We start from the raw sequence: 25,243 nt of genomic DNA, 5'->3' as shown, positions 1-25,243 counted from the left end.
AAAGCAAAACGCCCGGAGCGATCCGGGCGTTTTCTGTTTCTACTCATGTCTACAGGTTTCGAGCGTCATGGTGCGCCGAGCCGCAGCCTCCGTGGTTTCCGATGTTGCCCTCACGTCCTCAGTGTTGCCCTGCGGCTCCCGAGCGCGGATCTGCATCAGCTACCGTCGAGTCCGGGTGAGAGCGGCGAGGGGAGGCGTGACAGGCAGGAGAGGCGCCGAGCCGCCTCAACCCAGGAGCCGGATTACCCTCAGCCGAAGCGGACGATCGATACTTCGCCCTCAAGTGCGCCCTGGTAAGCGGCTGCATAGGGTTCGTCGACCGGTTCCTCGGTCATGACGCCGATCTGGTCGAGGTCCGCTTCAAGGAAGCCTTCCTCGGAGAGAGCGTTCAGCGCATCACGCACCGCGGTGTCATCATCGGGCGCGCGCAGCAGGATGTGGAGCTCGACGCCTTCGCTGTCCTTGGTCAGGTAGCCTTTGCCGATGATGATGAAGATCATCGGCTGATCCAGGTTGTTGTCGTTGTCGGGGTCGGTGATCATGGCGATGGATTCCGGTTCGAGAAGCAGGGCCGACTCAGGCGGCGACGGTTGGCGGGATATTTAGCGGCTTGCCAGGCAATGCCCAGTGGTTAATGATTGCCTGCAGGAAATTCAAGCATTCGGGTGCCGGTCCCTGTCCCGAAAGGCCCGGAAGACAGGCGCTTCGGGGACTAATTTCGTTTCGGGCCTTGACGCGAGGGGCTCGAAACAGTAAACGCCCGGCATCGGATGCGATGTGAGGCTACTCCGTTCGGAACGTCTAGTTCCTGACTTTGCCTCAAACAAGCTTCCAAAGCGCACGTTGAAGACAAGAATGCTGCACGCATGACGCAGGTGATGCGTCCTCTGCTTTAGGTGGTCCATCCGGAATTCGGGTAGGCCACGTTTTGCGTATGTTGATATGTGTGTCGAGGCCGGAGACGGCGAAACACTGGCCCGAAAGGGTTCTGAGACAAGATTTTACAAGGGATGGGTATATGCCTACCGTAAACCAGCTGATCCGCAAGCCGCGCCAGGCACAGGTAAAGCGCAACAAGGTGCCTGCTCTGCAGGAGAACCCGCAGAAGCGCGGTGTTTGCACCCGCGTCTACACGACGACCCCGAAGAAGCCGAACTCGGCTCTGCGTAAGGTTGCCAAGATTCGCCTGACCAACGGCTTCGAAGTCATCGGTTACATCCCGGGTGAAGGCCACAACCTTCAGGAACACTCCGTCGTGATGATCCGCGGCGGCCGCGTCAAGGACTTGCCGGGTGTGCGTTATCACATCATCCGCGGCGTCCTCGATACCCAGGGTGTCAAGAACCGCAAGCAGCGCCGCTCCAAGTACGGTGCCAAGCGTCCGAAGTAATCCACCAGATCCGGCGCCGCGCGAGGTCCTCCGCGTGATAAGGCGCCTCTACACTTTTTGAAGAGACGGAACGTATGTCCAGACGTCACAAGGCTGAAAAGCGCGAAATCAACCCGGATCCGAAGTTCGGTGACCTGATCGTCACGAAGTTCATGAACGCCATCATGCTGCACGGCAAGAAGTCGGTTGCGGAAAGCATCGTATACGGCGCGTTCGACGCCGTTCAGGGCAAAGCCAAGGGCGAGCCCCTGCCGATCTTCCACCAGGCGCTCGAGAATGTTGCTCCCCACGTCGAAGTGCGTTCGCGCCGCGTCGGTGGTGCGACCTACCAGGTTCCGGTCGATGTCCGCCCAGAGCGCCGCCAGGCACTCGCCATCCGCTGGCTGATCGCCGCTGCGCGCAAGCGCAACGAGACCACCATGGTCGATCGCCTGTCGGGCGAACTGATGGACGCCGCAAACAACCGCGGCAGCGCTGTGAAGAAGCGCGAAGACACACACAAGATGGCAGACGCGAACCGCGCGTTCTCGCATTACCGCTGGTAATCGTCATCCGATCGACTTTCGAAAGGCAGTCCTATGGCTCGCGAATATAAAATCGAAGACTACCGTAATTTCGGTATCATGGCGCACATCGACGCCGGCAAGACGACGACCACCGAGCGTATTCTTTACTACACCGGCAAGTCGCACAAGATCGGCGAAGTCCACGACGGCGCCGCGACCATGGACTGGATGGAGCAGGAGCAGGAACGTGGTATCACCATCACGTCCGCTGCCACCACGACCTACTGGAAGGGTCGCGACGGCACCATGCGTCGCTTCAACATCATCGACACCCCCGGCCACGTCGACTTCACCATTGAAGTCGAGCGTTCGCTGCGCGTTCTCGACGGTGCCATCGCGCTTCTCGACGCCAACGCCGGCGTAGAGCCGCAGACGGAAACCGTCTGGCGCCAGGCTGAGAAGTACAATGTCCCGCGGATGATCTTCTGCAACAAGATGGACAAGACCGGCGCTGACTTCTATCGCTCGGTCGAGATGATCAAGACCCGCCTGGGTGCCATCGCTGTCGTCATGCAGCTGCCGATTGGCGCCGAGACCGAGTTCAAGGGCGTCGTCGACCTGATCGAGATGAATGCCCTGGTCTGGCGCGACGAGTCGCTCGGCGCTGCCTGGGATGTCGTCGAGATCCCGGATGACCTGAAGGAAAAGGCTGCCGAGTATCGCGAAAAGATGATCGAACAGATCGTCGAAGTCGACGAGCAGGCAATGGAAGACTACCTGAACGGCATCATGCCGGACAACGACAAGATCCGCGCCCTGGTTCGCCGCGGCACGATCGACGTCAAGTTCCACCCGATGTTCTGCGGCACTGCCTTCAAGAACAAGGGCGTTCAGCCGCTCCTCGACGCCGTTGTCGAATACCTGCCGTCGCCGCTCGACATTCCGGCGATCAAGGGCATCGACGTCAAGACGGAAGCCGAGATCGAGCGTCACGCTGACGACAGCGAACCGCTGTCGATGCTGGCCTTCAAGATCATGAACGACCCCTTCGTCGGTTCGCTCACCTTCTGCCGCATCTATTCGGGCAAGCTCGAAAAGGGCGCATCCGTCATGAACACGGTCAAGGACAAGCGCGAGCGCGTCGGCCGTATGCTGCAGATGCACTCCAACAGCCGTGAAGACATCGAAGAAGCCTTCGCCGGCGACATCGTTGCTCTCGCAGGCCTCAAGGAATCGACGACGGGCGATACGCTCTGCGATCCGCTGAAGCCGGTTATCCTGGAACGCATGGAATTCCCCGAGCCGGTCATCCAGATCGCCATCGAGCCGAAGTCCAAGGGCGACCAGGAAAAGATGGGCCTCGCGCTCAACCGCCTGGCTGCAGAAGATCCGTCGTTCCGCGTCAAGACCGACCAGGAATCCGGCCAGACGATCATTGCCGGCATGGGCGAACTTCACCTCGACATCATCGTCGACCGCATGCGTCGCGAGTTCAAGGTTGAAGCCACCGTCGGTGCTCCGCAGGTTGCCTACCGCGAAACCATCACGCGTCAGCACGAAGAAGACTACACGCACAAGAAGCAGTCCGGTGGTACCGGCCAGTTCGCGCGCGTGAAGATCGTCTTCGAACCGAACCCGGATGGCGAAGAGTTCAAGTTCGAGTCGAAGATCGTCGGTGGTGCTGTTCCGAAGGAATACATCCCGGGCGTTCAGAAGGGCATCGAAAGCGTTCTGTCGTCGGGCCCGCTGGCTGGCTTCCCGATGCTGGGCGTCAAGGCGACCCTCATCGACGGTGCCTTCCACGATGTCGACTCGTCGGTTCTCGCCTTCGAAATCGCCTCGCGTGCCTGCTTCCGTGAAGCAGCCAAGAAGGCTGGCGCACAGCTGCTCGAGCCGATGATGAAGGTGGAAGTCGTCACTCCGGAAGATTACGTCGGCGATGTCATCGGCGACCTGAACTCCCGTCGTGGCCAGATCCAGGGCCAGGAAAGCCGTGGCATCGCCGTGGTGATCAACGCTCACGTCCCGCTGGCGAACATGTTCAAGTACGTCGACAACCTGCGCTCGATGAGCCAGGGCCGCGCGCAGTATTCGATGGTCTTCGATCACTACGCACCGGTTCCGTCGAACGTCGCGCAGGAAATTCAGGCGAAGTACTCCGGTCAGAAGTGACCGGAGCCACTTAAGACAGATGAACTAGGAATTGCTCCGCTTCGTGCGGGAAAGAAGATTGGAGAGCCTGAAATGGCAAAGAGCAAGTTTGAGCGCAACAAGCCTCACGTCAACATCGGCACGATCGGTCACGTTGACCACGGCAAGACGTCGTTGACGGCAGCGATCACGAAGTACTTCGGTGAATTCAAGGCGTATGACCAGATCGACGCTGCACCGGAAGAAAAGGCGCGCGGCATCACGATCTCGACGGCTCACGTCGAATACGAGACGCCTGCCCGTCACTATGCGCACGTCGACTGCCCCGGCCACGCCGACTACGTCAAGAACATGATCACCGGTGCAGCGCAGATGGACGGCGCGATCCTGGTGTGCTCGGCCGCCGACGGCCCGATGCCGCAGACCCGCGAGCACATCCTGCTTGCCCGTCAGGTTGGCGTTCCGGCGATCGTCGTGTTCCTCAACAAGGTCGACCAGGTCGACGACGCCGAACTCCTCGAGCTCGTCGAGCTGGAAGTGCGCGAGCTTCTGTCGTCCTACGACTTCCCGGGCGACGACATTCCGATCGTCAAGGGTTCGGCTCTGGCCGCTCTTGAAGATTCGGACAAGAAGATCGGCGAAGACGCGATCCGCGAGCTGATGGCTCAGGTCGACGCCTACATCCCGACGCCTGAGCGTCCGATCAACCTGCCGTTCCTGATGCCGATCGAAGACGTGTTCTCGATCTCGGGTCGTGGCACGGTCGTGACCGGCCGCGTCGAGCGTGGCATCGTCAAGGTTGGCGAAGAAGTCGAGATCGTCGGCATCCGCGCCACCTCCAAGACGACGGTGACCGGCGTTGAAATGTTCCGCAAGCTGCTCGACCAGGGCCAGGCCGGCGACAACATCGGCGCACTGGTTCGCGGTGTGAACCGTGACGGCGTCGAGCGTGGCCAGATCCTGTGCAAGCCGGGCTCGGTCAAGCCGCACAAGAAGTTCAATGCCGAAGCCTACATCCTGACGAAGGAAGAAGGCGGCCGTCATACGCCGTTCTTCACCAACTACCGTCCGCAGTTCTACTTCCGCACGACGGACGTGACGGGTATCGTCACGCTTCCGGAAGGCACGGAAATGGTCATGCCGGGCGATAACGTCACGGTTGTCGTCGAGCTGATCGTTCCGATCGCCATGGAAGAAAAGCTGCGCTTCGCTATCCGCGAAGGCGGCCGTACCGTCGGCGCCGGCATCGTCGCCTCGATCATCGAGTAATCTGGCATCGGGGAGGGCGGCTTCCGCTGCCCACCCCGACGTGCTCGATGGCACAAGAAATTTCCAGCAGGTGCCGTCTGGCCCTTGCTTATGACACGAAAATGTAGCAAATGGCGCGCGAGCGCGATTTGCTGCCTGCTTCGCTTTTGTGGTGCAGGCTGAACAATCCAAAAGGTGGGCCTCAGGCCCGAAGAATGGATGGGAACGCCGTCAAGGTGTTCCCCTCGATCTTTGAAACCGGTGGTCCGCCTTTAGAGAGAACAACCCCCAATGCCGTGATGTTGGCATCGGGTTAAAGACAACAAGGATAACGTCGAATGAACGGCCAAAATATCCGCATTCGCCTGAAGGCGTTCGATCACCGGATTCTCGATGCTTCTACGCGTGAGATCGTGTCGACGGCGAAGCGCACCGGAGCTAGCGTCCGGGGCCCCGTTCCGCTTCCGACTCGAATCGAGAAGTTTACGGTAAACCGGTCCCCTCACATCGATAAGAAGAGCCGCGAGCAGTTCGAAATGCGCACGCACAAGCGTTTGCTCGACATCGTGGATCCCACCCCGCAGACGGTAGACGCGCTGATGAAGCTCGATCTGGCCGCCGGCGTCGACGTGGAAATCAAGCTCTGAGGCGCCTGTCTCGGGCTGAGTGAGAAGGATTGAACCGATGCGTTCAGGTGTAATTGCACAAAAGGTGGGAATGACCCGCGTCTACAACGACGCCGGCGAGCATGTACCGGTCACGGTACTGCGCGTCGAAAACTGCCAGGTCGTCGCACACCGTACGGAAGAAAAGAACGGCTACACGGCTGTTCAGCTTGGCGCAGGCCAGGCAAAGGTCAAGAATACGAGCAAGGCAATGCGCGGCCACTTCGCCGTCGCTGAAGTCGAGCCGAAGGCGAAGGTCGTGGAGTTCCGCGTCGATGCCGACAACCTCGTTGATGTCGGTTCCGCGCTGACCCCGAGCCACTTTACCGCTGGTCAGCTGGTCGACGTGACCGGTACCAGCATCGGTAAGGGTTTCGCCGGCGCCATGAAGCGCCACAACTTCGGTGGTCTTCGCGCCACGCACGGCGTGTCCGTCTCGCACCGTTCGCACGGTTCGACGGGTTCCAACCAGGACCCGGGTAAGGTCTGGAAGGGCAAGCGCATGGCTGGTCACATGGGCCAGACGCGCGTTACCACCCAGAACCTCGAAGTCGTCTCGACCGACGAAGACCGTGGTCTCATCCTCGTCAAGGGAGCTGTTCCCGGATCGAAGGGTGCCTGGATCATCGTCCGCGACGCCGTCAAGTCGGCCGCGAAGTAAGGGAGCCAAGCACATGGAATTCAACGTCAAGACCCTCGAGGGTAAAGACGCCGGCCAGGTTTCCCTGTCGGACGAGATCTTCGGCCTCGACCCCCGCCAGGACATCCTGGCACGCATGGTTCGTTGGCAGCTTGCCAAGAAGCAGCAGGGCACGCACAAGACCAAGACCCGCGCCGAAGTATCGCGCACGGGTGCCAAGATGTACAAGCAGAAGGGTACGGGCCGCGCTCGTCACCATTCGGCGCGCGCTCCGCAGTTCCGCGGCGGCGGCAAGGCCCACGGCCCGGTCGTTCGCAGCCACGAGCATGATCTTCCCAAGAAGGTTCGCGCTCTTGCCCTGCGTCACGCTTTGTCTGCCAAGCTGAAGGCTGAAGACCTGATCATCGTCGATCAGCTCACCGCTGCTGAAGCAAAGACCAAGGCGCTTGCCGGCACGTTCGCCTCGCTCGGCCTGACCAACGTTCTGGTCATCGGCGGTTCGGAGATCGATGCGAACTTCAAGCTCGCTGCTCAGAACATCCCGAACGTCGACGTTCTGCCGGTTCAGGGCATCAATGTTTACGACATCCTGCGTCGCGGTAAGCTCGTGCTGTCCAAGGCTGCGGTTGAAGCTCTAGAGGAGCGTTTCAAGTGACCGATCTTCGCCACTACGATGTGATCGTATCTCCTTCGATCACCGAAAAGTCGACGCTGGTCTCCGAACAGAACCAGGTCGTCTTCAACGTCGCCAAGGACGCTTCCAAGCCGGAAATCAAGGCTGCCGTGGAAGCTCTCTTCGGCGTCAAGGTCAAGGCCGTCAATACGCTGGTCCGCAAGGGCAAGGTAAAGCGTTTCCGCGGCTTCATCGGCAAGCAGAAGGACGTCAAGAAGGCGATCGTCACGCTTGCCGAAGGTCAGTCCATCGACGTGTCGACGGGCGTCTGAGGTAGGGAACAAGAACAATGGCACTGAAAAGCTACAACCCGACGACCCCGAGCCAGCGTCAGCTGGTCATCGTCGACCGTTCGGGCCTGCACAAGGGCAAGCCGGTCAAGGCGCTGACGCAAGGCCTCTCCAAGAGCGGCGGCCGTAACAACCTCGGTCGCATCACCGCCCGCTTCATCGGTGGTGGTCACAAGCGCACCTACCGTCTGGTCGATTTCAAGCGTCGCAAGTTTGAAGTCGAGGGCACGGTAGAGCGTCTGGAATACGACCCCAACCGTTCCGCCTTCATCGCCCTCATCAGCTATGCTGATGGCGAGCAGGCCTACATCATCGCTCCGCAGCGCCTTGCTGCCGGCGACAAGGTTATCGCCTCCGACAAGGCCGTCGACGTCAAGCCCGGCAACACCATGCCGCTGCAGTACATCCCGGTCGGCTCGATCGTTCACAACGTCGAAATGAAGCCCGGCAAGGGTGGTCAGATCGCACGTTCGGCTGGCACCTATGTGCAGCTGGTCGGTCGTGACGCAGGCATGGCGATCCTTCGCCTGAACTCCGGCGAACAGCGCCTCGTGCACGGCTCCTGCCTTGCTTCGATCGGTGCGGTCTCGAACCCGGATCACGGCAACACCAACGACGGCAAGGCTGGTCGCACCCGCTGGCGCGGCAAGACCCCGCATAACCGCGGTGTCGTCATGAACCCGGTCGACCACCCCCACGGTGGTGGTGAAGGCCGTACATCCGGTGGTCGCCACCCGGTTTCCCCCTGGGGCAAGCCGACCAAGGGCAAGCGGACTCGTTCGAACAAGTCTACGGACAAGTTCATCATGCGCTCGCGCCACCTGAAGAAGAAGTAAGAGAGGTAGTCAGAAATGGCTCGTTCAGTATGGAAAGGCCCGTTCGTTGACGGCTATCTTCTCAAGAAGGCTGAGAAGGTTCGTGAAGGCGGCCGCAGCGAAGTGATCAAGATCTGGAGCCGTCGCTCCACGATCCTGCCGCAGTTCGTCGGTCTCACTTTCGGCGTCTACAACGGCAGCAAGCATGTTCCGGTCAGCGTCAACGAGGACATGGTCGGCCACAAGTTTGGCGAATTCTCTCCGACCCGGACCTACTACGGTCACGGCGCGGACAAGAAGGCTAAGAGGAAGTAATCATGGCGAAGGCAAAGACCGAACGCCGGCTGAAGGACAACGAAGCGCAGGCAGTCGCCCGCACGCTTCGCGTCAGCCCGCAGAAGCTGAACCTGGTTGCCGCCATGATCCGCGGCAAGAAGGTTGAACGCGCCCTGGCAGAACTGGAGTTCTCCCGCAAGCGCATCGCAGGCACGGTGAAGAAGACCCTCGAGTCCGCTATCGCCAACGCCGAGAACAACCACGACCTCGACGTTGACACGCTGATCGTCGCGGAAGCCTATGTCGGCAAGTCCATCACCATGAAGCGTTTCCACGCTCGTGGCCGTGGCCGTGCTTCCCGCATCGAAAAGCCCTTCGCGCACCTCACGATCGTCGTGCGCGAAGTCGAGGAAAAAGGGGAGGCCGCATAATGGGTCAGAAAATCAATCCAATCGGTTTCCGCCTCGGCATTAACCGTACCTGGGACAGCCGTTGGTTCGCCGACAATGCCGAATACGGCCAGCTGCTCCACGAAGACCTGAAGATCCGCGCCTATCTGATGTCCGAGCTGAAGCAGGCCGGCATCGCCAAGGTGGTCATCGAGCGTCCGCACAAGAAGTGCCGCGTCACGATCCACTCGGCTCGCCCGGGTCTGATCATCGGCAAGAAGGGCGCCGACATCGAGAAGCTTCGCAAGAAGATCGCTTCGATGACCTCGTCCGAAACGCACCTCAACATCGTTGAAGTGCGCAAGCCGGAAGTTGATGCCACGCTGGTCGCTCAGTCGATCGCCCAGCAGCTGGAACGCCGCGTTGCGTTCCGTCGTGCCATGAAGCGTGCCGTTCAGTCGGCCATGCGTCTTGGCGCCGAAGGCATCAAGATCACCTGCGCAGGCCGTCTCGGTGGCGCCGAAATCGCTCGTACCGAATGGTACCGCGAAGGTCGGGTTCCGCTTCACACGCTGCGTGCCGACATCGACTACGGTACGGCTGAAGCCGAAACCGCATTCGGTATCTGCGGCATCAAGGTCTGGATCTTCAAGGGTGAAATCCTTGAACACGATCCGATGGCTTCTGAACGCCGCGCTCTCGAAGGTGACGCTCAGGGACCCGCTAGCCGCGGCGACCGCGGCGATCGTGGCGACCGTCGCCGCGAAAACGCTTGATCAGCGCTGGCGAAAGATAAGCTCGGAGAAGTAAGAAAATGTTGCAGCCAAAGCGTACCAAGTACCGCAAGCAGTTCAAGGGCCGCATCAAGGGCGTAGCCAAGGGTGGCTTCGACCTGGCATTCGGTGAATTCGGCCTCAAGGCTCTCGAACCCAACCGCGTCAATGCACGCGAGATCGAAGCGGCCCGCCGCGCGATCACGCGTTACATGAAGCGCGCTGGTCGCGTGTGGATCCGTGTGTTCCCTGACGTTCCGGTCACGGCAAAGCCGACCGAAGTCCGTATGGGTAAGGGCAAGGGTTCCGTTGAATACTGGGCTTGCAAGGTCAAGCCTGGTCGTATGATGTTCGAGATCGACGGCGTGTCCGAGGACATTGCCCGCGAGGCGCTCCGTCTCGGTTCCGCCAAGCTCTCGGTCAAGACGCGCTTCGTTCAGCGCATCGCAGAGTAAGGGGTGAGGCACATGAAAGCCGAAGACGTACGCGGCCTCACGGCCGATCAGCTCAAGGACAAGCTTGCGGAGCTCAAGAAGGAGCAGTTCAACCTGCGCTTCCAGAAGGCCACCGGTCAGCTTGAAAAGTCCTCGCGCATCAACGAAGTCCGCAAGGACATCGCTCGCGTGAAAACCATTGCCCGCCAGAAGGCGGCAGAAGCAAAGGCCTAAGGGAAAAACAATATGCCGAAGCGCATTCTGCAGGGCGTCGTGGTCAGCGACAAGAACGACAAGACGGTAGTGGTTCGGGTTGAGCGTCGTTTCGCTCACCCGCTGCTCCAGAAGACGGTTCGTCGTTCCAAGAAGTACAAGGCCCACGACGAGAACAATCAGTACAAGACCGGTGACTTCGTTTCCATTCAGGAATGCGCACCGATCTCGAAGGATAAGACCTGGACGGTTATCGCCGCCCAGGCTTAATACGCAGGTTATTGCGTTCGGGCCTTGTGTTCGGCGCAGAAATCTGTATGAAGCAGCGCATTGGCGCAGAACGCCCGGTCACGGGCGTTCTTTTGCTTTGCAGCGCAGGGAAGGTCCGATCTCGGAAACCACCTTGGCAAGACCCCACCCGCGCGAACAATGAAAATATGTCCATGAGCCGGAAAAGGGGGCTTTGCGCCCAACCGTTCCGGTCTTTACGAAAAGGCGACCTGACATGATTCAGATGCAAACAAACCTCGACGTTGCCGATAATTCCGGCGCGCGTCGTGTCATGTGCATCAAGGTGCTGGGCGGCTCCAAGCGCAAGTACGCTTCCATCGGCGACATCATCGTCGTTTCGATCAAGGAAGCGATCCCGCGCGGCCGCGTCAAGAAGGGCGACGTTATGAAGGCTGTCGTCGTTCGCACCGCCAAGGACATCCGCCGTCCCGACGGCAGCGTCATCCGCTTCGACAATAACGCAGCGGTCCTCATCGACAATAAGAAAGAGCCGATCGGCACCCGTATCTTCGGACCGGTTCCGCGCGAACTTCGCGCCAAGAACCATATGAAGATCATTTCGCTGGCTCCGGAAGTACTCTAAGGGAGCGGTAGCCATGCAGAAGATTCGCAAGGGCGACAACGTCGTCGTACTCACCGGCAAGGACAAGGGCCGTACCGGTGAAGTCATTCAAGTGATGCCGAAGGAAGATCGCGCCGTTGTTCGCGGTCTCAATATGGTCAAGCGCCACCAGCGCCAGACCCAGAGCCAGGAAGCCGGCATCATCAACAAAGAAGCTTCGATCCACCTGTCGAACATCGCGATCGTCGCGAAAGACGGCAAGGCGACCCGCGTTGGGTTCTCCGTAGTGGATGGCAAGAAGGTCCGTGTGGCCAAGCGTACGGGAGATGTCATCGATGGCTGAGGCAAAGTACGAACCGCGTCTGAAGGCTGAATTCAACGCGCGTATCCGTGCGGCGATGCAGGAGCAGTTCTCCTACGCCAACGAGATGCAGATCCCGAAGATCGACAAGATCGTCATCAACATGGGTGTTGGTGAAGCGACTGCCGATTCGAAGAAGCCCACCGTGGCGGCAGCTGACCTGGCGGCAATCGCTGGCCAGAAGCCGGTCATCACCCACGCTCGCAACTCCATCGCCGGCTTCAAGGTCCGCGAAGGAATGCCGATCGGTGCCAAGGTGACGCTCCGCGGCGCCCGCATGTATGAATTCCTGGATCGCCTGATCAACATCGCGCTTCCGCGCGTTCGCGACTTTCGCGGCCTGAATCCGAAGAGCTTTGACGGCCGTGGCAACTTCGCCATGGGCATCAAGGAGCACATTGTGTTCCCGGAGATCAACTACGACAAGGTTGATCAGATGTGGGGCATGGACATCATCGTTTGCACGACGGCAAACACGGACGACGAAGCACGGGCTCTTCTGAAAGAGTTCAACTTCCCGTTCCGTCAGTAACCGTAACGACGAGCGTAGAGAAGGAACTCGATATGGCGAAGACAAGCGCAGTCGAAAAGAACAAGCGCCGCCGCAAGACGGTTGCCAATCAGGCTGCGAAGCGCGCAGCGCTGAAGGCCACCATCATGAACCAGGAGCTCGCAATCGAAGAGCGTTTTCAGGCTACCCTGAAGCTCGCTTCGATGTCGCGCGACGGTTCCAAGACACGTATCCGTAACCGCTGCGAAGTGACGGGGCGTCCGCGCGCCTTCTATCGCAAGCTCAAGATGTCCCGTATCGCGCTGCGCGAACTGGGCAACCTGGGCAAGGTGCCCGGCATCGTGAAGTCCAGCTGGTAAGGAGACGGTTTCCATGACCATGACTGATCCTCTGGGCGATATGCTCACCCGCATCCGCAACGGCGCTGCCCGCCGCAAGTCGACCGTGTCCACGCCTGCTTCCAAGCTGCGCGTTCGCGTTCTCGACGTGCTGCAGTCGGAAGGCTACATCCGCGGTTACACCCAGGTCGACTACGGCAACGGCAAGTCCGAGATCGAAATCGAACTGAAATACTACGAAGGCGCTTCGGTCATCCGTGAGATCGGCCGCGTGTCCAAGCCGGGCCGCCGGGTCTATGTCTCGGTAAAGTCCATTCCGCAGGTCGCGAACGGCCTCGGCATCACCATCCTTTCGACTCCGAAGGGTGTGATGGCCGATCACCAGGCTCGCGAACAGAACGTTGGTGGCGAGGTTCTTTGCTCGGTCTTCTAAGACCGGGCAAGGATCTCCAGAACGAACAGACAGGATTGAAACATGTCTCGTATCGGTAAAAAGCCCGTTCAGGTCCCTGCAGGAATTACGGCTGCCGTTGACGGCCAGACGGTAACTGCAAAGGGCCCGAAGGGCGAACTCGTCTTCGTCGCCAATGACGAAGTGAAGCTTGCCTTGGAAGACAATGCTGTGTCGGTAACCCCGGCGTCCAACAGCAAGGATGCTCGTTCGAAGTGGGGCATGTCCCGCACGATGATCGAGAACATCTTCAAGGGCGTGAAGGACGGTTTCGAGCGCAAGCTTGAAATCAACGGCGTCGGTTACCGCGCAGCCATGCAGGGCAAGAACCTGCAGCTGTCGCTCGGCTTCAGCCACGACGTTGTCTACGAGCCCCCGCAGGGTATCTCGATTGCCGTGCCGAAGCCGACGGAAATCGTCGTCACCGGCATCAACAAGCAGCAGGTCGGTCAGGTTGCCGCGGAAATCCGCGAATACCGCGGTCCGGAGCCCTACAAGGGCAAAGGCGTCAAGTACGCCGAGGAACGGATCGTCCGCAAGGAAGGCAAGAAGAAGTAAGGGTGACGCGAAATGGCTAGCAGGAAAGAAGCGCTTTCGAAGCGCGCGAGCCGCGTGCGCCGCCAGATCAAGGCGGTTGCCAATGGCCGCCCGCGTCTGTCGGTTCATCGCTCGTCGAAGAACATCTACGCCCAGATCATCGATGATGTGGCCGGCCGCACGCTGGCTGCTGCATCGACGCTCGATACGGGCCTCCGTACGTCTCTGAAGACGGGCGCCGACACTGCAGCTGCTGCTGCCGTCGGCAAGCTCGTTGCCGAGCGCGCCACGGCGGCCGGCGTGAAGGAAGTCGTGTTCGATCGCGGCGCCTTCATCTTCCACGGCCGCATCAAGGCACTCGCCGATGCTGCCCGCGAAGGCGGTCTGAGCTTCTAAGAATTTTCGCCCGGCTGCCTCGATAAGGGGAGGTCGGGCGAAAGGCGGTCACTCCGCCATCATCAGTCGTTCCGCCTGTTTGGCGGTTGGCTCCCAGAAATCGCCCGTTGCACCCGGAAAAGAAAAAGGAAAAGGACAATGGCACAAGATAGAAGAGGTTCGGGCAACGATCGCCAGAACCGCGAAGAGCGCGATAGCGAATTCGTCGACAAGCTGGTCGCGATCAACCGCGTTGCCAAGGTCGTCAAGGGCGGCCGTCGTTTCGGCTTTGCTGCTCTCGTCGTCGTCGGCGACCAGAAGGGTCGCGTAGGCTTCGGTCATGGCAAGGCACGCGAAGTGCCGGAAGCCATCCGCAAGGCAACCGAAGCTGCCAAGCGCGATCTGGTATTCGTACCGCTGCGCGATGGCCGCACGCTTCACCACGACGTCAACGGCCGCCACGGCGCCGGCAAGGTTCTGCTGCGCTCCGCCAAGGCTGGTACCGGCATCATCGCCGGTGGTCCGATGCGCGCCGTCTTCGAAACGCTCGGCGTTCATGACGTCGTTGCCAAGTCGACCGGTTCGTCGAACCCCTACAACATGGTTCGCGCCACGTTCGACGCCCTGAAGCATCAGGTGCACCCGAAGGACATCGCAGCTCAGCGCGGCCTCAAGTACGCCACGCTTCAGGCTCGCCGTGCCGCTTCCGGCAACGCGTCTGAAGAATAAGAGGAGTCTGATCCATGGCCAAGGCTACGCAGAAGACTGAAGCAAAGACGGTTACGATCGAACAGATCGGCAGCCCCATTCGCCGTCCGGCCGTACAGCGCGCAACGCTCGTCGGTCTGGGCCTCAACAAGATGCACCGGGTTAGCACGCTGGAAGATACGCCTTCTGTTCGTGGCATGATCCGGGCTGTCCAGCATCTCGTTCGCGTCGTCGGCGAGAAGTGAGACGGGAGTAGAGATCATGAAACTCAACGAGATCAAAGATAACGAAGGCTCCAGCAAGGACCGCATCCGCGTAGGTCGCGGTATCGGCTCGGGCAAGGGCAAGACCGGTGGTCGCGGCGTCAAGGGTCAGAAGGCCCGTTCCGGCGTGTCGATCAACGGCTTCGAAGGCGGTCAGATGCCAATCTACCGTCGCCTGCCGAAGCGCGGCTTCACCAACATCTTCCGTTCGGAATTTGCTGTTGTGTCGCTCGGCCGCATCCAGACCGCCATCGATGCCAAGAAGCTCGACGGCTCGGTCACCATCGATGCTGCTGCGCTCAAGGCTGCCGGCGTGATTCGTCGCCTGAAGGATGGCGTTCGCATCCTCGCTGACGGTGAACTGACGGCGAAGGTTTCGATCGAAGCTGCCGGCGCCTCCAAGGCCGCCGTCGAGAAGATCGAAAAGGCTGGCGGCTCGATCAAGCTGCCAGAAGTCGCTTCGGCCGAATAATATATCTCTTGAAATCGCCCGGGGTTCTTCACACCGGGCGATTTTGCTCTCATATGTGAGCCTCACGTGCCCGGGCCGCATTGGCGGCGCTCAGCCGGGCCATCGCGGAAAATGGGGTGAGGCATTGGTTGCGCTGCAGCCCTTCCGTCTCCCGGTTTTCTGAACCTGAATATGGACTGCCTTCCGGATGGGGCTCCCTGCATCCCGTCGGAATTGGTCAGGCGGAGAAATGCATGGCTTCTGCAGCTGAACAACTGGCCTCAAATCTCAATTTTTCGACCTTCTCGAAGGCAACTGACCTGAAGAAGCGCCTCTGGTTTACGCTGGCTGCACTTCTGGTCTACCGCCTCGGCACCCACATTCCGCTCCCCGGCCTCAATCCGGAAGCCTATGCGCAGGCCTTCCGCGGCCAGGCCGGCGGCATCCTCGGGCTGTTCAACATGTTCGCCGGCGGCGCTGTCCAGCGCATGGCGATCTTTGCCCTCGGCATCATGCCGTACATTTCCGCCTCGATCATCGTCCAGCTGATGACCTCGGTCGTTCCCTCGCTTGAGAACCTCAAGAAGGAGGGCGAACAGGGCCGCAAGATCATCAACCAGTACACGCGCTACGGCACCGTGCTGCTCGGCACGCTGCAGGCCTACGGCATCGCCGTCGGGCTTGAGAGCGGCAACGGCATCGTCCTTGATCCGGGCTGGTTCTTCCGTATCTCGACGGTCGTCTCTCTGCTTGGCGGCACGATGTTCCTGATGTGGCTCGGTGAGCAGATCACCTCGCGCGGCATCGGCAACGGCATCTCGCTGATCATCTTCGCCGGCATTGCCGCAGGCCTGCCGACAGCTCTCGCCAGCACGCTCGAGCTCGGCCGTACTGGGGCGCTGTCGACGGCATTGATTCTCCTGGTCGTCGTGGTCGCCATCGGCGTCATCGCTCTGATCGTCTTCGTCGAGCGTGCCCAGCGACGCCTGCTGATCCAGTATCCGAAGCGCCAGGTCGGCAACCGGATGTTCCAGGGTGATACCTCGCACCTGCCGCTGAAGCTGAACACCTCTGGCGTCATCCCGGCGATCTTCGCGTCGTCGCTGCTACTCCTGCCGGCGACGGCCGCGGGCTTTGCCGGCAACACCAGCCTGCCGACCTGGGCGACGAGCATCATTGCCGCCCTGCAGCACGGCCAGCCGCTGTTCATGGTGTTCTATGGTGCGCTGATCGCCTTCTTCGCCTTCTTCTACACGGCCATCGTGTTCAATCCGAAGGACACGGCCGACAACCTGAAGAAGCACGGTGGCTTCATCCCGGGTATACGTCCGGGCGACCGTACCGCCGAGTACATTGATTACGTGCTGACGCGGATCACCGTCGTCGGTGCGATCTACCTGGTGTTCGTCTGCATTCTTCCAGAAACACTGATTGCGCGCACGGGTATCCCGTTAGCCCTTGGTGGTACTTCGCTTTTGATCGTTGTCAGTGTAACCCTCGATACGGTAGCACAGATCCAGGGTCACCTCATTGCCCAGCAATACGAGGGTCTGATCAAGAAGTCGAAGTTGCGTGGAGGAAAGAGGGGACGATGAGACTGATTCTTTTGGGGCCGCCGGGCGCGGGTAAGGGGACCCAGGCCCAGCGGATCGTGGAGAAATACGGGATTCCGCAGCTCTCCACCGGTGACATGCTGCGTGCCGCGGTAGCGGCCGAGACGGAAGTCGGGAAACGCGCCAAGGCGGTCATGGATGCCGGCAAGCTGGTATCCGACGATATCGTCATTGCCATCGTCTCCGAGCGAATCGATCAGCCGGACTGCGCCAAGGGCTTCATTCTCGATGGTTTTCCACGCACCCTGGTGCAGGCGGACGCGACAGAATCGATGCTGCATGCCAAGGGTCTCGACCTGTCGGTGGTGATCGAACTGAAGGTCGACGACAAGGAACTGGTGCGCCGGGTTTCCGGCCGCTATTCCTGCGCCCAGTGCGGCAGCGTCTACCACGACACGGACCACAAGCCGGCAAGCGAGGGCGTCTGCGACAAGTGCGGCTCGACCCACTTCAAGCGCCGACCGGACGACAATGCCGAGACCATGATCCAGCGCCTCGAGGTCTACTACAAGGAAACCTCGCCGCTGATCGGCTACTACTACGCCAAGGGCCGGCTTAAGACAGTCGACGGCATGGCCGACATGGATGTGGTGACGAGAGACATCGAGGCGATCCTGGCGTCCCTCTGAGGGATGCTTCGCCTTGTGAATAAGAATCTTGGCGGGAACGGTTGCAATTTTTCGCCGATTCCGTTAAAGACCGCGCCAACTCGCTTCAATTCATTGCGATCGGCGCGGATCTCCCGAAAGGGATCCGTAGCGGTCGCTTTGACTTGTATCGGATGAGATTGACCGGGTGGCCCTTGTTGAAGGCCGCTCTCATGGAAGAAGTACCACTTGCCGGATGGCAACTGGAACCAAGGAGAATAGGCGTGGCACGTATCGCTGGCGTCAACATCCCGACCGCGAAGCGCGTCGTTATCGCGCTGACCTACATTCACGGGATCGGCCCTAAATTCGCTCAGGCAATCGTCGAGAAGGTCGGTATTCCGGCTGATCGTCGCGTTCATCAGCTGACGGACGCTGAAGTCCTGCAGATCCGCGAAACCATCGACCGCGACTATCAGGTCGAGGGTGACCTTCGTCGCGATACCGCGATGAACATCAAGCGTCTGATGGACCTCGGCTGCTACCGTGGCCTGCGTCACCGTCGCGGCCTTCCGGTCCGCGGTCAGCGCACGCACACCAACGCCCGCACCCGCAAGGGTCCGGCGAAGGCGATTGCCGGTAAGAAGAAGTAATTTCCGGTTATCCGGGAAGAGGGGCCGGCGCTTCGTCGCTGGCCTCTTTTTGAGTTTGGGTAAGGCCTCGGTCTTGCCCGGTGGAGCCGCTGGCACTACGGCGGTGACGATATCAACGAAAGGAAAGACATGGCCAAGGAAGCCACTCGCGTCCGCCGTCGCGAACGCAAGAACATCTCGTCGGGCGTTGCCCACGTGAACTCGACGTTCAACAACACCATGATCACCATCACCGACGCGCAGGGCAATGCAATTGCCTGGTCTTCGGCTGGTGCAAAGGGTTTCAAGGGTTCGCGTAAGTCGACCCCGTTCGCCGCTCAGATCGCTGCTGAAGATGCTGCCAAGAAGGCGCAGGAACACGGCATGAAGACGCTCGAAGTCGAAGTCACCGGTCCGGGTTCCGGCCGTGAATCGGCTCTGCGCGCCCTGCAGGCTGCCGGCTTCATGATCACCTCCATCCGTGACGTGACGCCGATCCCGCACAACGGCTGCCGTCCGCGCAAGAAGCGTCGCGTCTGACGCGTCTTCGCAGGCCTTCCGCTGGGAGGCCTCGGTCTGAATTTCGGTGATGCCGCCTTATCTCGCATTCGAGGTATGGCGGCTTTGCCGTAACGCCGAAGAAGAAGTCTCTTTCTTGGCGCTTCTCATGCTCGGTTGCCACGATTGGATAGTGGCAGCGAACGGAAGGTGAAACACATGATCCAGAAGAACTGGCAGGAACTGATCAAGCCGAACAAGGTGGAGTTCACCTCGTCCGGCCGCACGAAGGTGACGCTCGTCGCCGAGCCGCTGGAACGCGGCTTTGGTCTGACGCTCGGCAACGCCCTTCGTCGCGTTCTGTTGTCGTCGCTGCGCGGTGCAGCAGTGACTGCAGTGCAGATCGACGGCGTACTGCACGAATTCTCCTCCATCCCCGGTGTTCGCGAGGATGTGACGGACATCGTGCTGAACATCAAGGAAATCGCCATCAAGATGGATGGCGACGATGCAAAGCGCATGGTCGTGCGCAAGCAGGGCCCGGGCTCGGTAACCGCCGGCGACATCCAGACTGTCGGCGACATCGAGATCCTTAACCCCGACCACATCATCTGCACGCTCGACGAGGGCGCGGAGATCCGCATGGAGTTCACGGTCAACAACGGCAAGGGCTATGTTCCTGCCGATCGTAACCGTGCAGAAGACGCACCGATCGGTCTCATCCCGGTCGACAGCCTCTACTCCCCGGTCAAGAAAGTGTCCTACAAGGTGGAAAACACCCGTGAAGGCCAGGTTCTCGACTACGACAAGCTGACCATGGCCATCGAAACCGATGGCTCGGTTACTGGCGAGGACGCCGTTGCCTTCGCCGCTCGCATCCTTCAGGACCAGCTGTCGGTCTTCGTCAACTTCGACGAACCGCAGAAGGAAGCCGAAGAGGAAGCCGTTACCGAACTCGCGTTCAACCCGGCGCTCCTCAAGAAGGTCGACGAACTGGAACTTTCCGTCCGTTCGGCGAACTGCCTGAAGAACGACAACATCGTCTACATCGGCGACCTGATCCAGAAGACCGAGGCGGAAATGCTCCGTACCCCGAACTTCGGTCGCAAGTCGCTGAACGAGATCAAGGAAGTTCTCGCCTCCATGGGCCTGCATTTGGGCATGGAAGTTCCGGCCTGGCCGCCGGAGAACATCGAAGATCTCGCCAAGCGCTACGAAGACCAGTACTAACCATTTAGACTGCAGGCGGATGCCTGCAAGTAAAGGAGACCAGAGATGCGCCACCAGAAAGCCGGCCGCAAGCTCAACCGCACCGCCAGCCACCGCAAGGCCATGTTTGCCAACATGGCAGCCTCGCTGATCACGCATGAGCAGATCGTAACCACCCTGCCGAAGGCGAAGGAAATTCGCCCGATCGTAGAAAAGCTGGTTACGCTCGGCAAGCGCGGCGACCTGCATGCTCGTCGTCAGGCGATCTCGCAGATCCAGGATCAGGATGCCGTCAAGAAGCTCTTCGACGCCATCGCGACCCGTTACGCAACCCGCAACGGCGGCTACCTTCGCATCATGAAGGCCGGCTACCGCCAGGGCGACAACGCCGCTCTCGCCGTCATCGAGTTCGTCGAGCGTGACGTCAACGCCAAGGGCGCGGCCGACAAGGCCCGCGTTGCTGCTGAAGCAGAAGCTGCCGAAGCCGCTTGAGGCATTTACCCGACGCGAGCCGCTTGAGCGGCTCGCCGAAGGCCGGAACGACAAAAGGCCGGAGGAGAAATCCTCCGGCCTTTCTGCGTTCATGGTCAAAGCTTCGCTTGTCTGGCTGTTCAGTTGGGCCGCGGTTGAGCCACCCGACCGACCCCCTGCATTGCGGCTGCCTTCTTCTGACGTCGGCGCTCCATCAGCTTCGGCCTGATCACCCGGTAGCCGAGCAGCAGCGCGACGATTGCGATGTAGATTGCAGGCTCGAGCGTCAGGCTCTTGCGCGACAGGACGAAGTGCAGAAGCGCCGCCAGTACCAGGGGATAGGCGAGCTTGTGCAACTCGTTCCACCGGCTTCCGAGCCGTCGGATCGACCACCGGTTGGAGGTCAGCGCCATCGGGATCAGGATCAGCAGACCGACCATGCCGAGCATGATGTAGGGCCGCTTGAGGATGTCGCCGGCGATCGAGGAGAGCACCAAACCGCGGTCGAGCGTCAGATAGACCGTGAAATGCGCCAGCACGTAGTAGAAGGCGAGGAGGCCGAGTGCCCGCCGATAGGCGATCAGATTGACCGAGAACAGGTCGCGGATCGGAGTCACCGTCAGGCCGAGACACAGGAAGCGCAGCGCCCAGATGCCCAGGCGATGCTCGAATTCCCGGACGGGATCCGCGCCCAGACCGCCATAGATGCCGAGGTAGAAGGCGTAGAGGCCGGGTAGCAGGCCGATGGCATATAGCGCCCAGATGGAGGCAGGGCGGAACCGGGGTGGTAGCGAGAAGCCGGCCATCTCAGAACGACTTCTTCAGGTCCATGCCCGAATACAGGCTGGCGACCTGGTCGGCGTAGCCGTTGAAGGGAAGCGTATCCAGCCGGCGCCCGCCGAACAGGCCGTCGCCCTCTCCGATGCGACGCTCGGACGCCTGGCTCCAGCGCGGATGGTCGACCTGCGGATTGACGTTGGCGTAGAAGCCGTATTCCTTCGGCGCCGACAGGTTCCAGGTGGACGGCGGCTCCTTCTCGGTGAGGGTGATCTTGACGATCGACTTGATCCCCTTGAAGCCGTATTTCCAGGGCACTACCAGCCGGATCGGCGCGCCGTTCTGGTTCGGCAGCGTTTCGCCATAGAGACCGGTCGCGAGGATGGCGAGCGGATTGCGTGCCTCGTCAAGCCTCAAGCCCTCCACATAGGGCCAATCGAGCGCCTGGAAGAAGCCTCCCTGGCCTGGCATTTCCTCCGGCCGGACGACGGTCTGGAAGGCGACGTATTTCGCCGAGCCCAGCGGCTCCACCCGGTCGAGAAGGGCGGAGATGGGAAAGCCGATCCACGGGATGACCATCGACCAGGCTTCGACGCAGCGCATCCGGTAGATGCGCTCCTCCATGGCGAATTCCTTCATCACCGTCTCGATGTCGATGACCTGCGGCTTGGCCACCAGTCCACCGACCTCGATCGTCCAGGGCCGCGGCTTGAACTCGCCGCTGTTCTGGGCGGGGTCCGCCTTGCCGACGCCGAATTCGTAGAAATTGTTGTAGGTCGTGACGTCCTTCTGTGGCGTCAGCTTGTCGTCGACCTTGTAGGCTGTCGGCTTGCCGACGAGGGGTGCGGCCAAGGCGCTGCCAGCGCCGGAAAGCGCAAGGCCGGCTGCGGCGCCGGCCATGAAGGTCCGCCGGGACAGGTAGACCTGGTGGGGCGTGATCTCGGATGAAGCAATCGACGGCGGACGGTAGGCGGCCATGAACATCTCCTCGGCAGCTCGATGCGGCGTTTCCTCCTCTCATACGTAGAGAAAACCGCGGCGGTTTCACAGGCGGCGAAATCTTCTGGCGACCACTTTTGTGTGAAAGATCAGCGATGCGGTCAATCTGCATGTGACCGAAGCAAAGCAGCTTGTCTCCTTGCACTGCTTCACCGTTGAACTCTCGGCAAGGGTTCACCATCTAGAGCCTGTCAGATTATCGCTCGGGGAGAAGCCGGATGGTCGCCAGAAGCTGGAATGAAACGCAGGGTGCAGCGTTCGCGGATCAGATCGATCCTATCGAGCGGCTTCGGCGTCTGCGCCGTCTTGCAGGGATCGCCCGCGTGATGGATACGGCGATCCGTATTCCGGGCACGGGCATCCGGTTTGGCGCCGACTCGATCATGGGCCTTGTCCCGCTGGTCGGCGATGCAGGCGGCGCGATGGTTGGCCTTTATATCGTCAACGAAGCCCGGCGCCTCGGCATCCCGCCATCCAAGCTTGCGCAGATGGTCGGCAATATCGCGCTCGACGGCGTCGTCGGCAGCGTGCCGATGGTCGGCGACCTCTTCGATGTGTTCTTCAAGTCGCACCGTCGCAACCTGCAGATCATCCTCGACCACTTCGGCGTCCATCCCGACGAGTTGCACCAGCGGCGCTGACGCCTGTGGCCTGGCAACCGAGTAGGGTGGCCAGGCACCGTCGCGCAACCGTACCGCTTTGGCCTCTGCTGATAGTGACAGTTTTCGGCGTTTGGAGTAGGACTGCGGCCAAACCGGACAGTCCCTGTCGCGCCGATATGGAGGCAGTCCCGCTATCATACCGAGGATGACACCATGCCCGCTTACCGTTCCAGAACGACGACCCACGGCCGCAACATGGCGGGTGCCCGCGGTCTCTGGCGTGCGACCGGAATGAAGGACAGCGATTTCGGCAAGCCGATCATCGCCGTCGTCAATTCCTTCACGCAGTTCGTACCCGGCCATGTGCACCTCAAGGATCTCGGCCAGCTGGTGGCCCGCGAGATCGAGGCGGCCGGCGGCGTCGCCAAGGAATTCAACACCATTGCCGTCGACGACGGCATCGCCATGGGTCATGACGGCATGCTCTATTCGCTGCCGTCGCGCGAGATCATCGCCGACTCGGTCGAGTACATGGTCAATGCCCATTGCGCCGATGCCATGGTCTGCATCTCCAACTGCGACAAGATCACGCCCGGCATGCTGAATGCCGCGATGCGTCTCAACATTCCGGCGGTTTTCGTCTCCGGCGGCCCGATGGAAGCCGGCAAGGTCGTCATGCATGGCAAGACGGTGGCCCTCGATCTCGTCGATGCGATGGTGGCGGCGGCCGACGACCGGATTTCCGATGAGGACGTCTCCGTCATCGAGCGGTCCGCCTGTCCCACCTGCGGCTCCTGCTCGGGCATGTTCACCGCCAACTCGATGAACTGCCTCACGGAAGCACTTGGCCTGTCGCTGCCGGGCAACGGCTCGACGCTGGCGACCCATGGGGATCGCAAGCGCCTGTTCGTCGAGGCCGGCCACCTGATCGTCGATCTCGCCCGCCGCTATTACGAGCAGGAAGACGAGGGCGTCCTGCCGCGCTCGATCGCCACCAAGCAAGCCTTCGAGAACGCCATGACGCTCGACATCGCCATGGGCGGCTCGACGAATACGGTGCTGCACATCCTGGCGGCCGCCTATGAGGGCGGCGTCGACTTCACCATGGACGACATCGACCAGCTGTCGCGCCGCGTGCCGTGCCTCTCCAAGGTCGCGCCCGCCAAGCAGGACGTGCACATGGAAGACGTCCACCGCGCCGGCGGCATCATGCGCATCCTCGGCGAACTCGAACGCGGCGGATTGCTCAACACCGAGTGCAAGACCGTGCACGAGGCAACGCTGGGCGACGCCATCAACCGCTGGGACATCACCCGCACCAATTCGGAAAGTGTGCGGACCTTCTTCAAGGCAGCCCCCGGGGGCGTGCCGACGCAGGTCGCCTTTTCGCAGTCGTCCCGCTGGGACGAGCTGGACACCGACAGCGAAAACGGCGTCATCCGCTCGGTCGAGAAGCCGTTCTCAAAGGATGGCGGCCTTGCGGTTCTCTACGGCAACATCGCGCTCGACGGCTGCATCGTGAAGACCGCCGGCGTCGACGAATCGATCCTGAAGTTTTCCGGCCCGGCGCGCGTCTTCGAGAGCCAGGACGCCTCGGTGAAGGCGATCCTCAACAACGAGGTCAAGGCGGGAGATGTCGTGGTTATCCGCTACGAAGGCCCGAAGGGCGGTCCTGGCATGCAGGAAATGCTCTATCCGACGAGCTATCTGAAGTCGAAGGGTCTCGGCAAGGCCTGTGCGCTGGTGACCGACGGCCGCTTCTCCGGCGGCACATCCGGCCTGTCGATCGGCCATGCCTCGCCGGAAGCGGCACAGGGCGGCATGATCGGGCTGGTGCGCGAGGACGATCTGATCGAGATCGACATTCCCAACCGGACGATCCATCTGGCGGTTTCGGACGCGGAACTGGCATCGCGTCGTGCCGAACAGGACAAGCTTGGCTGGAAGCCGGCGGCACCGCGCAAGCGCAACGTGACGACCGCTCTCAAGGCCTATGCAGCCTTCGCCTCCAGCGCCGACAAGGGCGCGGTGCGGATCCTGCCGGAGTAAGGGCGCAAGCTGCATAGCGAGAAATGAAGCAACCCGTCGCTCATCACGGCGGGTTGCCTCGTTTGTGGCGGAGAAATCAGAGCGGCTTGATCAGGCCCTTGTAGGCTTCCTCAAGCTCCTTCATGCGCGTCTCGTAGGCGGTGCGGATGCAGCTCGCATCGGCGTCGCAGGCCTGCCGCGTCTTCAGCCAGGCCAATTGATCCTCACGCAGGACATCGCGGTTGCCCATCGGCATCAGGCCGGCCAGCAGATCGAAGGTGGTCACCATCTTGACGTCCAGGTCGTTCAGCGAAAGATCCTCGCAGATCGCCTTCTCGTCGGCGGCAAGGTCGCTTTTCTTGCAGTCGAAGCTGGCAGCATCAGCCGGTCGGGTGGCAAAGCCGGTAGCCCCGAGGGCCAGGCTTGCGAGAAGGAGGCTGGTGTAAAGGCGCGTGGTCATCATGTCGATCTCCGTGAACCCCGACTACGGGGCTGGAAGCGTTTGGTTCCATGACC

At 60.9% G+C, this 25,243-nt stretch carries 37 protein-coding genes; 33 read left to right on the top strand and 4 right to left on the bottom strand.

Annotation, left to right across the window (positions count from 1 at the left end; genetic code table 11):
* Positions 1–248 precede the first annotated feature (248 nt).
* The gene (locus ACR65N_RS01245) at positions 249–542 is read right to left on the bottom strand and encodes a transcriptional regulator (protein WP_430308093.1); all 294 of its coding nucleotides are present in this window, start codon (positions 540–542) and stop codon (positions 249–251) included.
* 476 nt (positions 543–1,018) lie between these two features.
* On the opposite strand from ACR65N_RS01245, the gene rpsL reads away from it, so the two are divergent.
* The 31 genes from rpsL (at position 1,019) to rplQ (ending at position 20,342) form a co-directional block, all read left to right on the top strand.
* A complete protein-coding gene (rpsL, locus tag ACR65N_RS01240) occupies positions 1,019–1,390 on the top strand; it encodes a 30S ribosomal protein S12 (RefSeq protein WP_003507760.1) in 372 nt (123 codons plus the stop codon).
* Positions 1,391–1,464: 74 nt separating this feature from the next.
* Positions 1,465–1,935 (top strand): 30S ribosomal protein S7, encoded by a 471-nt coding sequence (gene rpsG / locus ACR65N_RS01235; RefSeq protein ID WP_430308092.1) that lies wholly within the window; start codon positions 1,465–1,467, stop codon positions 1,933–1,935.
* Between the two features lie 33 nt (positions 1,936–1,968).
* Positions 1,969–4,068, top strand: coding sequence for an elongation factor G (gene fusA / locus ACR65N_RS01230; RefSeq protein WP_430308091.1), 2,100 nt, complete (start codon positions 1,969–1,971; stop codon positions 4,066–4,068).
* Between the two features lie 72 nt (positions 4,069–4,140).
* Positions 4,141–5,316, top strand: coding sequence for an elongation factor Tu (gene tuf, locus ACR65N_RS01225; RefSeq protein WP_440455431.1), 1,176 nt, complete (start codon positions 4,141–4,143; stop codon positions 5,314–5,316).
* 317 nt (positions 5,317–5,633) lie between these two features.
* Positions 5,634–5,942 carry a 30S ribosomal protein S10 gene (gene rpsJ, locus ACR65N_RS01220; RefSeq protein ID WP_003547547.1) on the top strand — a complete coding sequence of 103 codons (309 nt, stop codon included), beginning with the start codon at positions 5,634–5,636 and terminating at the stop codon, positions 5,940–5,942.
* Positions 5,943–5,979: 37 nt separating this feature from the next.
* Positions 5,980–6,621 (top strand): 50S ribosomal protein L3, encoded by a 642-nt coding sequence (gene rplC / locus ACR65N_RS01215; RefSeq protein ID WP_430307959.1) that lies wholly within the window; start codon positions 5,980–5,982, stop codon positions 6,619–6,621.
* Positions 6,622–6,634: 13 nt separating this feature from the next.
* Positions 6,635–7,255 (top strand): 50S ribosomal protein L4, encoded by a 621-nt coding sequence (rplD, locus tag ACR65N_RS01210; protein ID WP_430307960.1) that lies wholly within the window; start codon positions 6,635–6,637, stop codon positions 7,253–7,255.
* Positions 7,252–7,545, top strand: coding sequence for a 50S ribosomal protein L23 (locus tag ACR65N_RS01205; protein ID WP_430307961.1), 294 nt, complete (start codon positions 7,252–7,254; stop codon positions 7,543–7,545). Before rplD ends, ACR65N_RS01205 begins: the two co-directional genes overlap by 4 nt.
* 17 nt (positions 7,546–7,562) lie before the next feature.
* Positions 7,563–8,399 carry a 50S ribosomal protein L2 gene (gene rplB / locus ACR65N_RS01200; RefSeq protein WP_430307962.1) on the top strand — a complete coding sequence of 279 codons (837 nt, stop codon included), beginning with the start codon at positions 7,563–7,565 and terminating at the stop codon, positions 8,397–8,399.
* A gap of 15 nt (positions 8,400–8,414) precedes the next feature.
* Complete coding sequence (gene rpsS / locus ACR65N_RS01195) at positions 8,415–8,693, top strand: 30S ribosomal protein S19 (RefSeq protein ID WP_028735901.1); 279 nt, start codon at positions 8,415–8,417, stop codon at positions 8,691–8,693.
* 2 nt (positions 8,694–8,695) lie between these two features.
* The gene (gene rplV / locus ACR65N_RS01190; RefSeq protein ID WP_062457763.1) at positions 8,696–9,085 is read left to right on the top strand and encodes a 50S ribosomal protein L22; all 390 of its coding nucleotides are present in this window, start codon (positions 8,696–8,698) and stop codon (positions 9,083–9,085) included.
* A complete protein-coding gene (rpsC, locus tag ACR65N_RS01185) occupies positions 9,085–9,819 on the top strand; it encodes a 30S ribosomal protein S3 (protein ID WP_430307963.1) in 735 nt (244 codons plus the stop codon). The genes rplV and rpsC overlap by 1 nt, the downstream gene beginning before the upstream one ends.
* A gap of 38 nt (positions 9,820–9,857) precedes the next feature.
* The gene (gene rplP, locus ACR65N_RS01180) at positions 9,858–10,271 is read left to right on the top strand and encodes a 50S ribosomal protein L16 (protein ID WP_165220144.1); all 414 of its coding nucleotides are present in this window, start codon (positions 9,858–9,860) and stop codon (positions 10,269–10,271) included.
* A 12-nt stretch (positions 10,272–10,283) separates the two neighbouring features.
* Entirely contained in the window at positions 10,284–10,484 is a 201-nt protein-coding gene (gene rpmC / locus ACR65N_RS01175) for a 50S ribosomal protein L29 (protein ID WP_046792688.1), read from the top strand.
* Positions 10,485–10,496: 12 nt separating this feature from the next.
* Positions 10,497–10,733 carry a 30S ribosomal protein S17 gene (rpsQ, locus tag ACR65N_RS01170; protein ID WP_430307964.1) on the top strand — a complete coding sequence of 79 codons (237 nt, stop codon included), beginning with the start codon at positions 10,497–10,499 and terminating at the stop codon, positions 10,731–10,733.
* A gap of 235 nt (positions 10,734–10,968) precedes the next feature.
* Positions 10,969–11,337, top strand: a complete 369-nt coding sequence (gene rplN, locus ACR65N_RS01165) for a 50S ribosomal protein L14 (RefSeq protein WP_007770138.1) — start codon at positions 10,969–10,971, stop codon at positions 11,335–11,337.
* Positions 11,338–11,350: 13 nt separating this feature from the next.
* The gene (gene rplX, locus ACR65N_RS01160) at positions 11,351–11,659 is read left to right on the top strand and encodes a 50S ribosomal protein L24 (protein ID WP_430307965.1); all 309 of its coding nucleotides are present in this window, start codon (positions 11,351–11,353) and stop codon (positions 11,657–11,659) included.
* Positions 11,652–12,209, top strand: coding sequence for a 50S ribosomal protein L5 (gene rplE, locus ACR65N_RS01155; protein WP_430307966.1), 558 nt, complete (start codon positions 11,652–11,654; stop codon positions 12,207–12,209). The genes rplX and rplE overlap by 8 nt, the downstream gene beginning before the upstream one ends.
* Positions 12,210–12,241: 32 nt before the next feature.
* Positions 12,242–12,547 carry a 30S ribosomal protein S14 gene (gene rpsN / locus ACR65N_RS01150; RefSeq protein WP_430307967.1) on the top strand — a complete coding sequence of 102 codons (306 nt, stop codon included), beginning with the start codon at positions 12,242–12,244 and terminating at the stop codon, positions 12,545–12,547.
* A gap of 13 nt (positions 12,548–12,560) precedes the next feature.
* Positions 12,561–12,959 carry a 30S ribosomal protein S8 gene (rpsH, locus tag ACR65N_RS01145; protein WP_430307968.1) on the top strand — a complete coding sequence of 133 codons (399 nt, stop codon included), beginning with the start codon at positions 12,561–12,563 and terminating at the stop codon, positions 12,957–12,959.
* Positions 12,960–13,001: 42 nt separating this feature from the next.
* Entirely contained in the window at positions 13,002–13,535 is a 534-nt protein-coding gene (gene rplF, locus ACR65N_RS01140; RefSeq protein ID WP_430307969.1) for a 50S ribosomal protein L6, read from the top strand.
* Positions 13,536–13,547: 12 nt separating this feature from the next.
* Complete coding sequence (gene rplR, locus ACR65N_RS01135) at positions 13,548–13,910, top strand: 50S ribosomal protein L18 (protein WP_430307970.1); 363 nt, start codon at positions 13,548–13,550, stop codon at positions 13,908–13,910.
* A 138-nt stretch (positions 13,911–14,048) separates the two neighbouring features.
* On the top strand, positions 14,049–14,618 hold the full coding sequence (rpsE, locus tag ACR65N_RS01130; RefSeq protein WP_430307971.1) for a 30S ribosomal protein S5: 570 nt from the start codon (positions 14,049–14,051) through the stop codon (positions 14,616–14,618).
* A 14-nt stretch (positions 14,619–14,632) separates the two neighbouring features.
* Positions 14,633–14,842 carry a 50S ribosomal protein L30 gene (rpmD, locus tag ACR65N_RS01125; RefSeq protein ID WP_440455430.1) on the top strand — a complete coding sequence of 70 codons (210 nt, stop codon included), beginning with the start codon at positions 14,633–14,635 and terminating at the stop codon, positions 14,840–14,842.
* Between the two features lie 16 nt (positions 14,843–14,858).
* Positions 14,859–15,332 (top strand): 50S ribosomal protein L15, encoded by a 474-nt coding sequence (gene rplO, locus ACR65N_RS01120; RefSeq protein WP_430307973.1) that lies wholly within the window; start codon positions 14,859–14,861, stop codon positions 15,330–15,332.
* 233 nt (positions 15,333–15,565) lie between these two features.
* Positions 15,566–16,906: a preprotein translocase subunit SecY gene (gene secY / locus ACR65N_RS01115; protein ID WP_430307974.1), complete on the top strand. Its 1,341-nt coding sequence runs from the start codon at positions 15,566–15,568 to the stop codon at positions 16,904–16,906.
* Positions 16,903–17,553 (top strand): adenylate kinase, encoded by a 651-nt coding sequence (locus tag ACR65N_RS01110; RefSeq protein WP_430307975.1) that lies wholly within the window; start codon positions 16,903–16,905, stop codon positions 17,551–17,553. Before secY ends, ACR65N_RS01110 begins: the two co-directional genes overlap by 4 nt.
* 242 nt (positions 17,554–17,795) lie before the next feature.
* Complete coding sequence (gene rpsM / locus ACR65N_RS01105; RefSeq protein WP_430307976.1) at positions 17,796–18,164, top strand: 30S ribosomal protein S13; 369 nt, start codon at positions 17,796–17,798, stop codon at positions 18,162–18,164.
* Between the two features lie 129 nt (positions 18,165–18,293).
* Positions 18,294–18,683: a 30S ribosomal protein S11 gene (gene rpsK / locus ACR65N_RS01100; protein WP_430307977.1), complete on the top strand. Its 390-nt coding sequence runs from the start codon at positions 18,294–18,296 to the stop codon at positions 18,681–18,683.
* Positions 18,684–18,860: 177 nt separating this feature from the next.
* Positions 18,861–19,871 (top strand): DNA-directed RNA polymerase subunit alpha, encoded by a 1,011-nt coding sequence (locus ACR65N_RS01095; protein WP_430307978.1) that lies wholly within the window; start codon positions 18,861–18,863, stop codon positions 19,869–19,871.
* A 45-nt stretch (positions 19,872–19,916) separates the two neighbouring features.
* Positions 19,917–20,342 (top strand): 50S ribosomal protein L17, encoded by a 426-nt coding sequence (rplQ, locus tag ACR65N_RS01090; protein ID WP_430307979.1) that lies wholly within the window; start codon positions 19,917–19,919, stop codon positions 20,340–20,342.
* A 119-nt stretch (positions 20,343–20,461) separates the two neighbouring features.
* On the opposite strand, the gene msrQ is transcribed toward rplQ, so the two are convergent.
* Positions 20,462–21,127, bottom strand: a complete 666-nt coding sequence (gene msrQ / locus ACR65N_RS01085; protein WP_440455429.1) for a protein-methionine-sulfoxide reductase heme-binding subunit MsrQ — start codon at positions 21,125–21,127, stop codon at positions 20,462–20,464.
* A gap of 1 nt (position 21,128) precedes the next feature.
* Positions 21,129–22,076: a protein-methionine-sulfoxide reductase catalytic subunit MsrP gene (gene msrP / locus ACR65N_RS01080; protein WP_440455428.1), complete on the bottom strand. Its 948-nt coding sequence runs from the start codon at positions 22,074–22,076 to the stop codon at positions 21,129–21,131.
* Positions 22,077–22,315: 239 nt separating this feature from the next.
* Here msrP and ACR65N_RS01075 point away from each other — a divergent pair, with 239 nt between their 5' ends.
* Both ACR65N_RS01075 and ilvD read left to right on the top strand, forming a co-directional pair.
* Positions 22,316–22,738 (top strand): DUF4112 domain-containing protein, encoded by a 423-nt coding sequence (locus tag ACR65N_RS01075; protein ID WP_440455427.1) that lies wholly within the window; start codon positions 22,316–22,318, stop codon positions 22,736–22,738.
* A 174-nt stretch (positions 22,739–22,912) separates the two neighbouring features.
* The gene (gene ilvD, locus ACR65N_RS01070; protein ID WP_440455426.1) at positions 22,913–24,748 is read left to right on the top strand and encodes a dihydroxy-acid dehydratase; all 1,836 of its coding nucleotides are present in this window, start codon (positions 22,913–22,915) and stop codon (positions 24,746–24,748) included.
* 76 nt (positions 24,749–24,824) lie between these two features.
* Here the strand turns inward: ilvD and ACR65N_RS01065 are convergent, their stop codons facing one another.
* Complete coding sequence (locus ACR65N_RS01065) at positions 24,825–25,190, bottom strand: lysozyme inhibitor LprI family protein (RefSeq protein WP_440455425.1); 366 nt, start codon at positions 25,188–25,190, stop codon at positions 24,825–24,827.
* Positions 25,191–25,243: the final 53 nt, after the last annotated feature.

It is taken from the genome of Rhizobium sp. SAFR-030, from assembly GCF_059415005.1.
The sequence above is the reverse complement of the archived record's forward strand: the minus strand, read 5'-3'. Positions and strand labels throughout refer to the sequence as shown.

Coding starts and splice junctions, on each gene's coding strand:
- ACR65N_RS01245 (WP_430308093.1), bottom strand. CDS start 542: ATGATCACCGACCCCGACAACGACAACAACCTGGATCAGCCGATGATC.
- rpsL (WP_003507760.1), top strand. CDS start 1,019: ATGCCTACCGTAAACCAGCTGATCCGCAAGCCGCGCCAGGCACAGGTA.
- rpsG (WP_430308092.1), top strand. CDS start 1,465: ATGTCCAGACGTCACAAGGCTGAAAAGCGCGAAATCAACCCGGATCCG.
- fusA (WP_430308091.1), top strand. CDS start 1,969: ATGGCTCGCGAATATAAAATCGAAGACTACCGTAATTTCGGTATCATG.
- tuf (WP_440455431.1), top strand. CDS start 4,141: ATGGCAAAGAGCAAGTTTGAGCGCAACAAGCCTCACGTCAACATCGGC.
- rpsJ (WP_003547547.1), top strand. CDS start 5,634: ATGAACGGCCAAAATATCCGCATTCGCCTGAAGGCGTTCGATCACCGG.
- rplC (WP_430307959.1), top strand. CDS start 5,980: ATGCGTTCAGGTGTAATTGCACAAAAGGTGGGAATGACCCGCGTCTAC.
- rplD (WP_430307960.1), top strand. CDS start 6,635: ATGGAATTCAACGTCAAGACCCTCGAGGGTAAAGACGCCGGCCAGGTT.
- rplB (WP_430307962.1), top strand. CDS start 7,563: ATGGCACTGAAAAGCTACAACCCGACGACCCCGAGCCAGCGTCAGCTG.
- rpsS (WP_028735901.1), top strand. CDS start 8,415: ATGGCTCGTTCAGTATGGAAAGGCCCGTTCGTTGACGGCTATCTTCTC.
- rplV (WP_062457763.1), top strand. CDS start 8,696: ATGGCGAAGGCAAAGACCGAACGCCGGCTGAAGGACAACGAAGCGCAG.
- rpsC (WP_430307963.1), top strand. CDS start 9,085: ATGGGTCAGAAAATCAATCCAATCGGTTTCCGCCTCGGCATTAACCGT.
- rplP (WP_165220144.1), top strand. CDS start 9,858: ATGTTGCAGCCAAAGCGTACCAAGTACCGCAAGCAGTTCAAGGGCCGC.
- rpmC (WP_046792688.1), top strand. CDS start 10,284: ATGAAAGCCGAAGACGTACGCGGCCTCACGGCCGATCAGCTCAAGGAC.
- rpsQ (WP_430307964.1), top strand. CDS start 10,497: ATGCCGAAGCGCATTCTGCAGGGCGTCGTGGTCAGCGACAAGAACGAC.
- rplN (WP_007770138.1), top strand. CDS start 10,969: ATGATTCAGATGCAAACAAACCTCGACGTTGCCGATAATTCCGGCGCG.
- rplX (WP_430307965.1), top strand. CDS start 11,351: ATGCAGAAGATTCGCAAGGGCGACAACGTCGTCGTACTCACCGGCAAG.
- rplE (WP_430307966.1), top strand. CDS start 11,652: ATGGCTGAGGCAAAGTACGAACCGCGTCTGAAGGCTGAATTCAACGCG.
- rpsN (WP_430307967.1), top strand. CDS start 12,242: ATGGCGAAGACAAGCGCAGTCGAAAAGAACAAGCGCCGCCGCAAGACG.
- rpsH (WP_430307968.1), top strand. CDS start 12,561: ATGACCATGACTGATCCTCTGGGCGATATGCTCACCCGCATCCGCAAC.
- rplF (WP_430307969.1), top strand. CDS start 13,002: ATGTCTCGTATCGGTAAAAAGCCCGTTCAGGTCCCTGCAGGAATTACG.
- rplR (WP_430307970.1), top strand. CDS start 13,548: ATGGCTAGCAGGAAAGAAGCGCTTTCGAAGCGCGCGAGCCGCGTGCGC.
- rpsE (WP_430307971.1), top strand. CDS start 14,049: ATGGCACAAGATAGAAGAGGTTCGGGCAACGATCGCCAGAACCGCGAA.
- rpmD (WP_440455430.1), top strand. CDS start 14,633: ATGGCCAAGGCTACGCAGAAGACTGAAGCAAAGACGGTTACGATCGAA.
- rplO (WP_430307973.1), top strand. CDS start 14,859: ATGAAACTCAACGAGATCAAAGATAACGAAGGCTCCAGCAAGGACCGC.
- secY (WP_430307974.1), top strand. CDS start 15,566: ATGGCTTCTGCAGCTGAACAACTGGCCTCAAATCTCAATTTTTCGACC.
- ACR65N_RS01110 (WP_430307975.1), top strand. CDS start 16,903: ATGAGACTGATTCTTTTGGGGCCGCCGGGCGCGGGTAAGGGGACCCAG.
- rpsK (WP_430307977.1), top strand. CDS start 18,294: ATGGCCAAGGAAGCCACTCGCGTCCGCCGTCGCGAACGCAAGAACATC.
- ACR65N_RS01095 (WP_430307978.1), top strand. CDS start 18,861: ATGATCCAGAAGAACTGGCAGGAACTGATCAAGCCGAACAAGGTGGAG.
- rplQ (WP_430307979.1), top strand. CDS start 19,917: ATGCGCCACCAGAAAGCCGGCCGCAAGCTCAACCGCACCGCCAGCCAC.
- msrQ (WP_440455429.1), bottom strand. CDS start 21,127: ATGGCCGGCTTCTCGCTACCACCCCGGTTCCGCCCTGCCTCCATCTGG.
- msrP (WP_440455428.1), bottom strand. CDS start 22,076: ATGGCCGCCTACCGTCCGCCGTCGATTGCTTCATCCGAGATCACGCCC.
- ACR65N_RS01075 (WP_440455427.1), top strand. CDS start 22,316: ATGGTCGCCAGAAGCTGGAATGAAACGCAGGGTGCAGCGTTCGCGGAT.
- ilvD (WP_440455426.1), top strand. CDS start 22,913: ATGCCCGCTTACCGTTCCAGAACGACGACCCACGGCCGCAACATGGCG.
- ACR65N_RS01065 (WP_440455425.1), bottom strand. CDS start 25,190: ATGATGACCACGCGCCTTTACACCAGCCTCCTTCTCGCAAGCCTGGCC.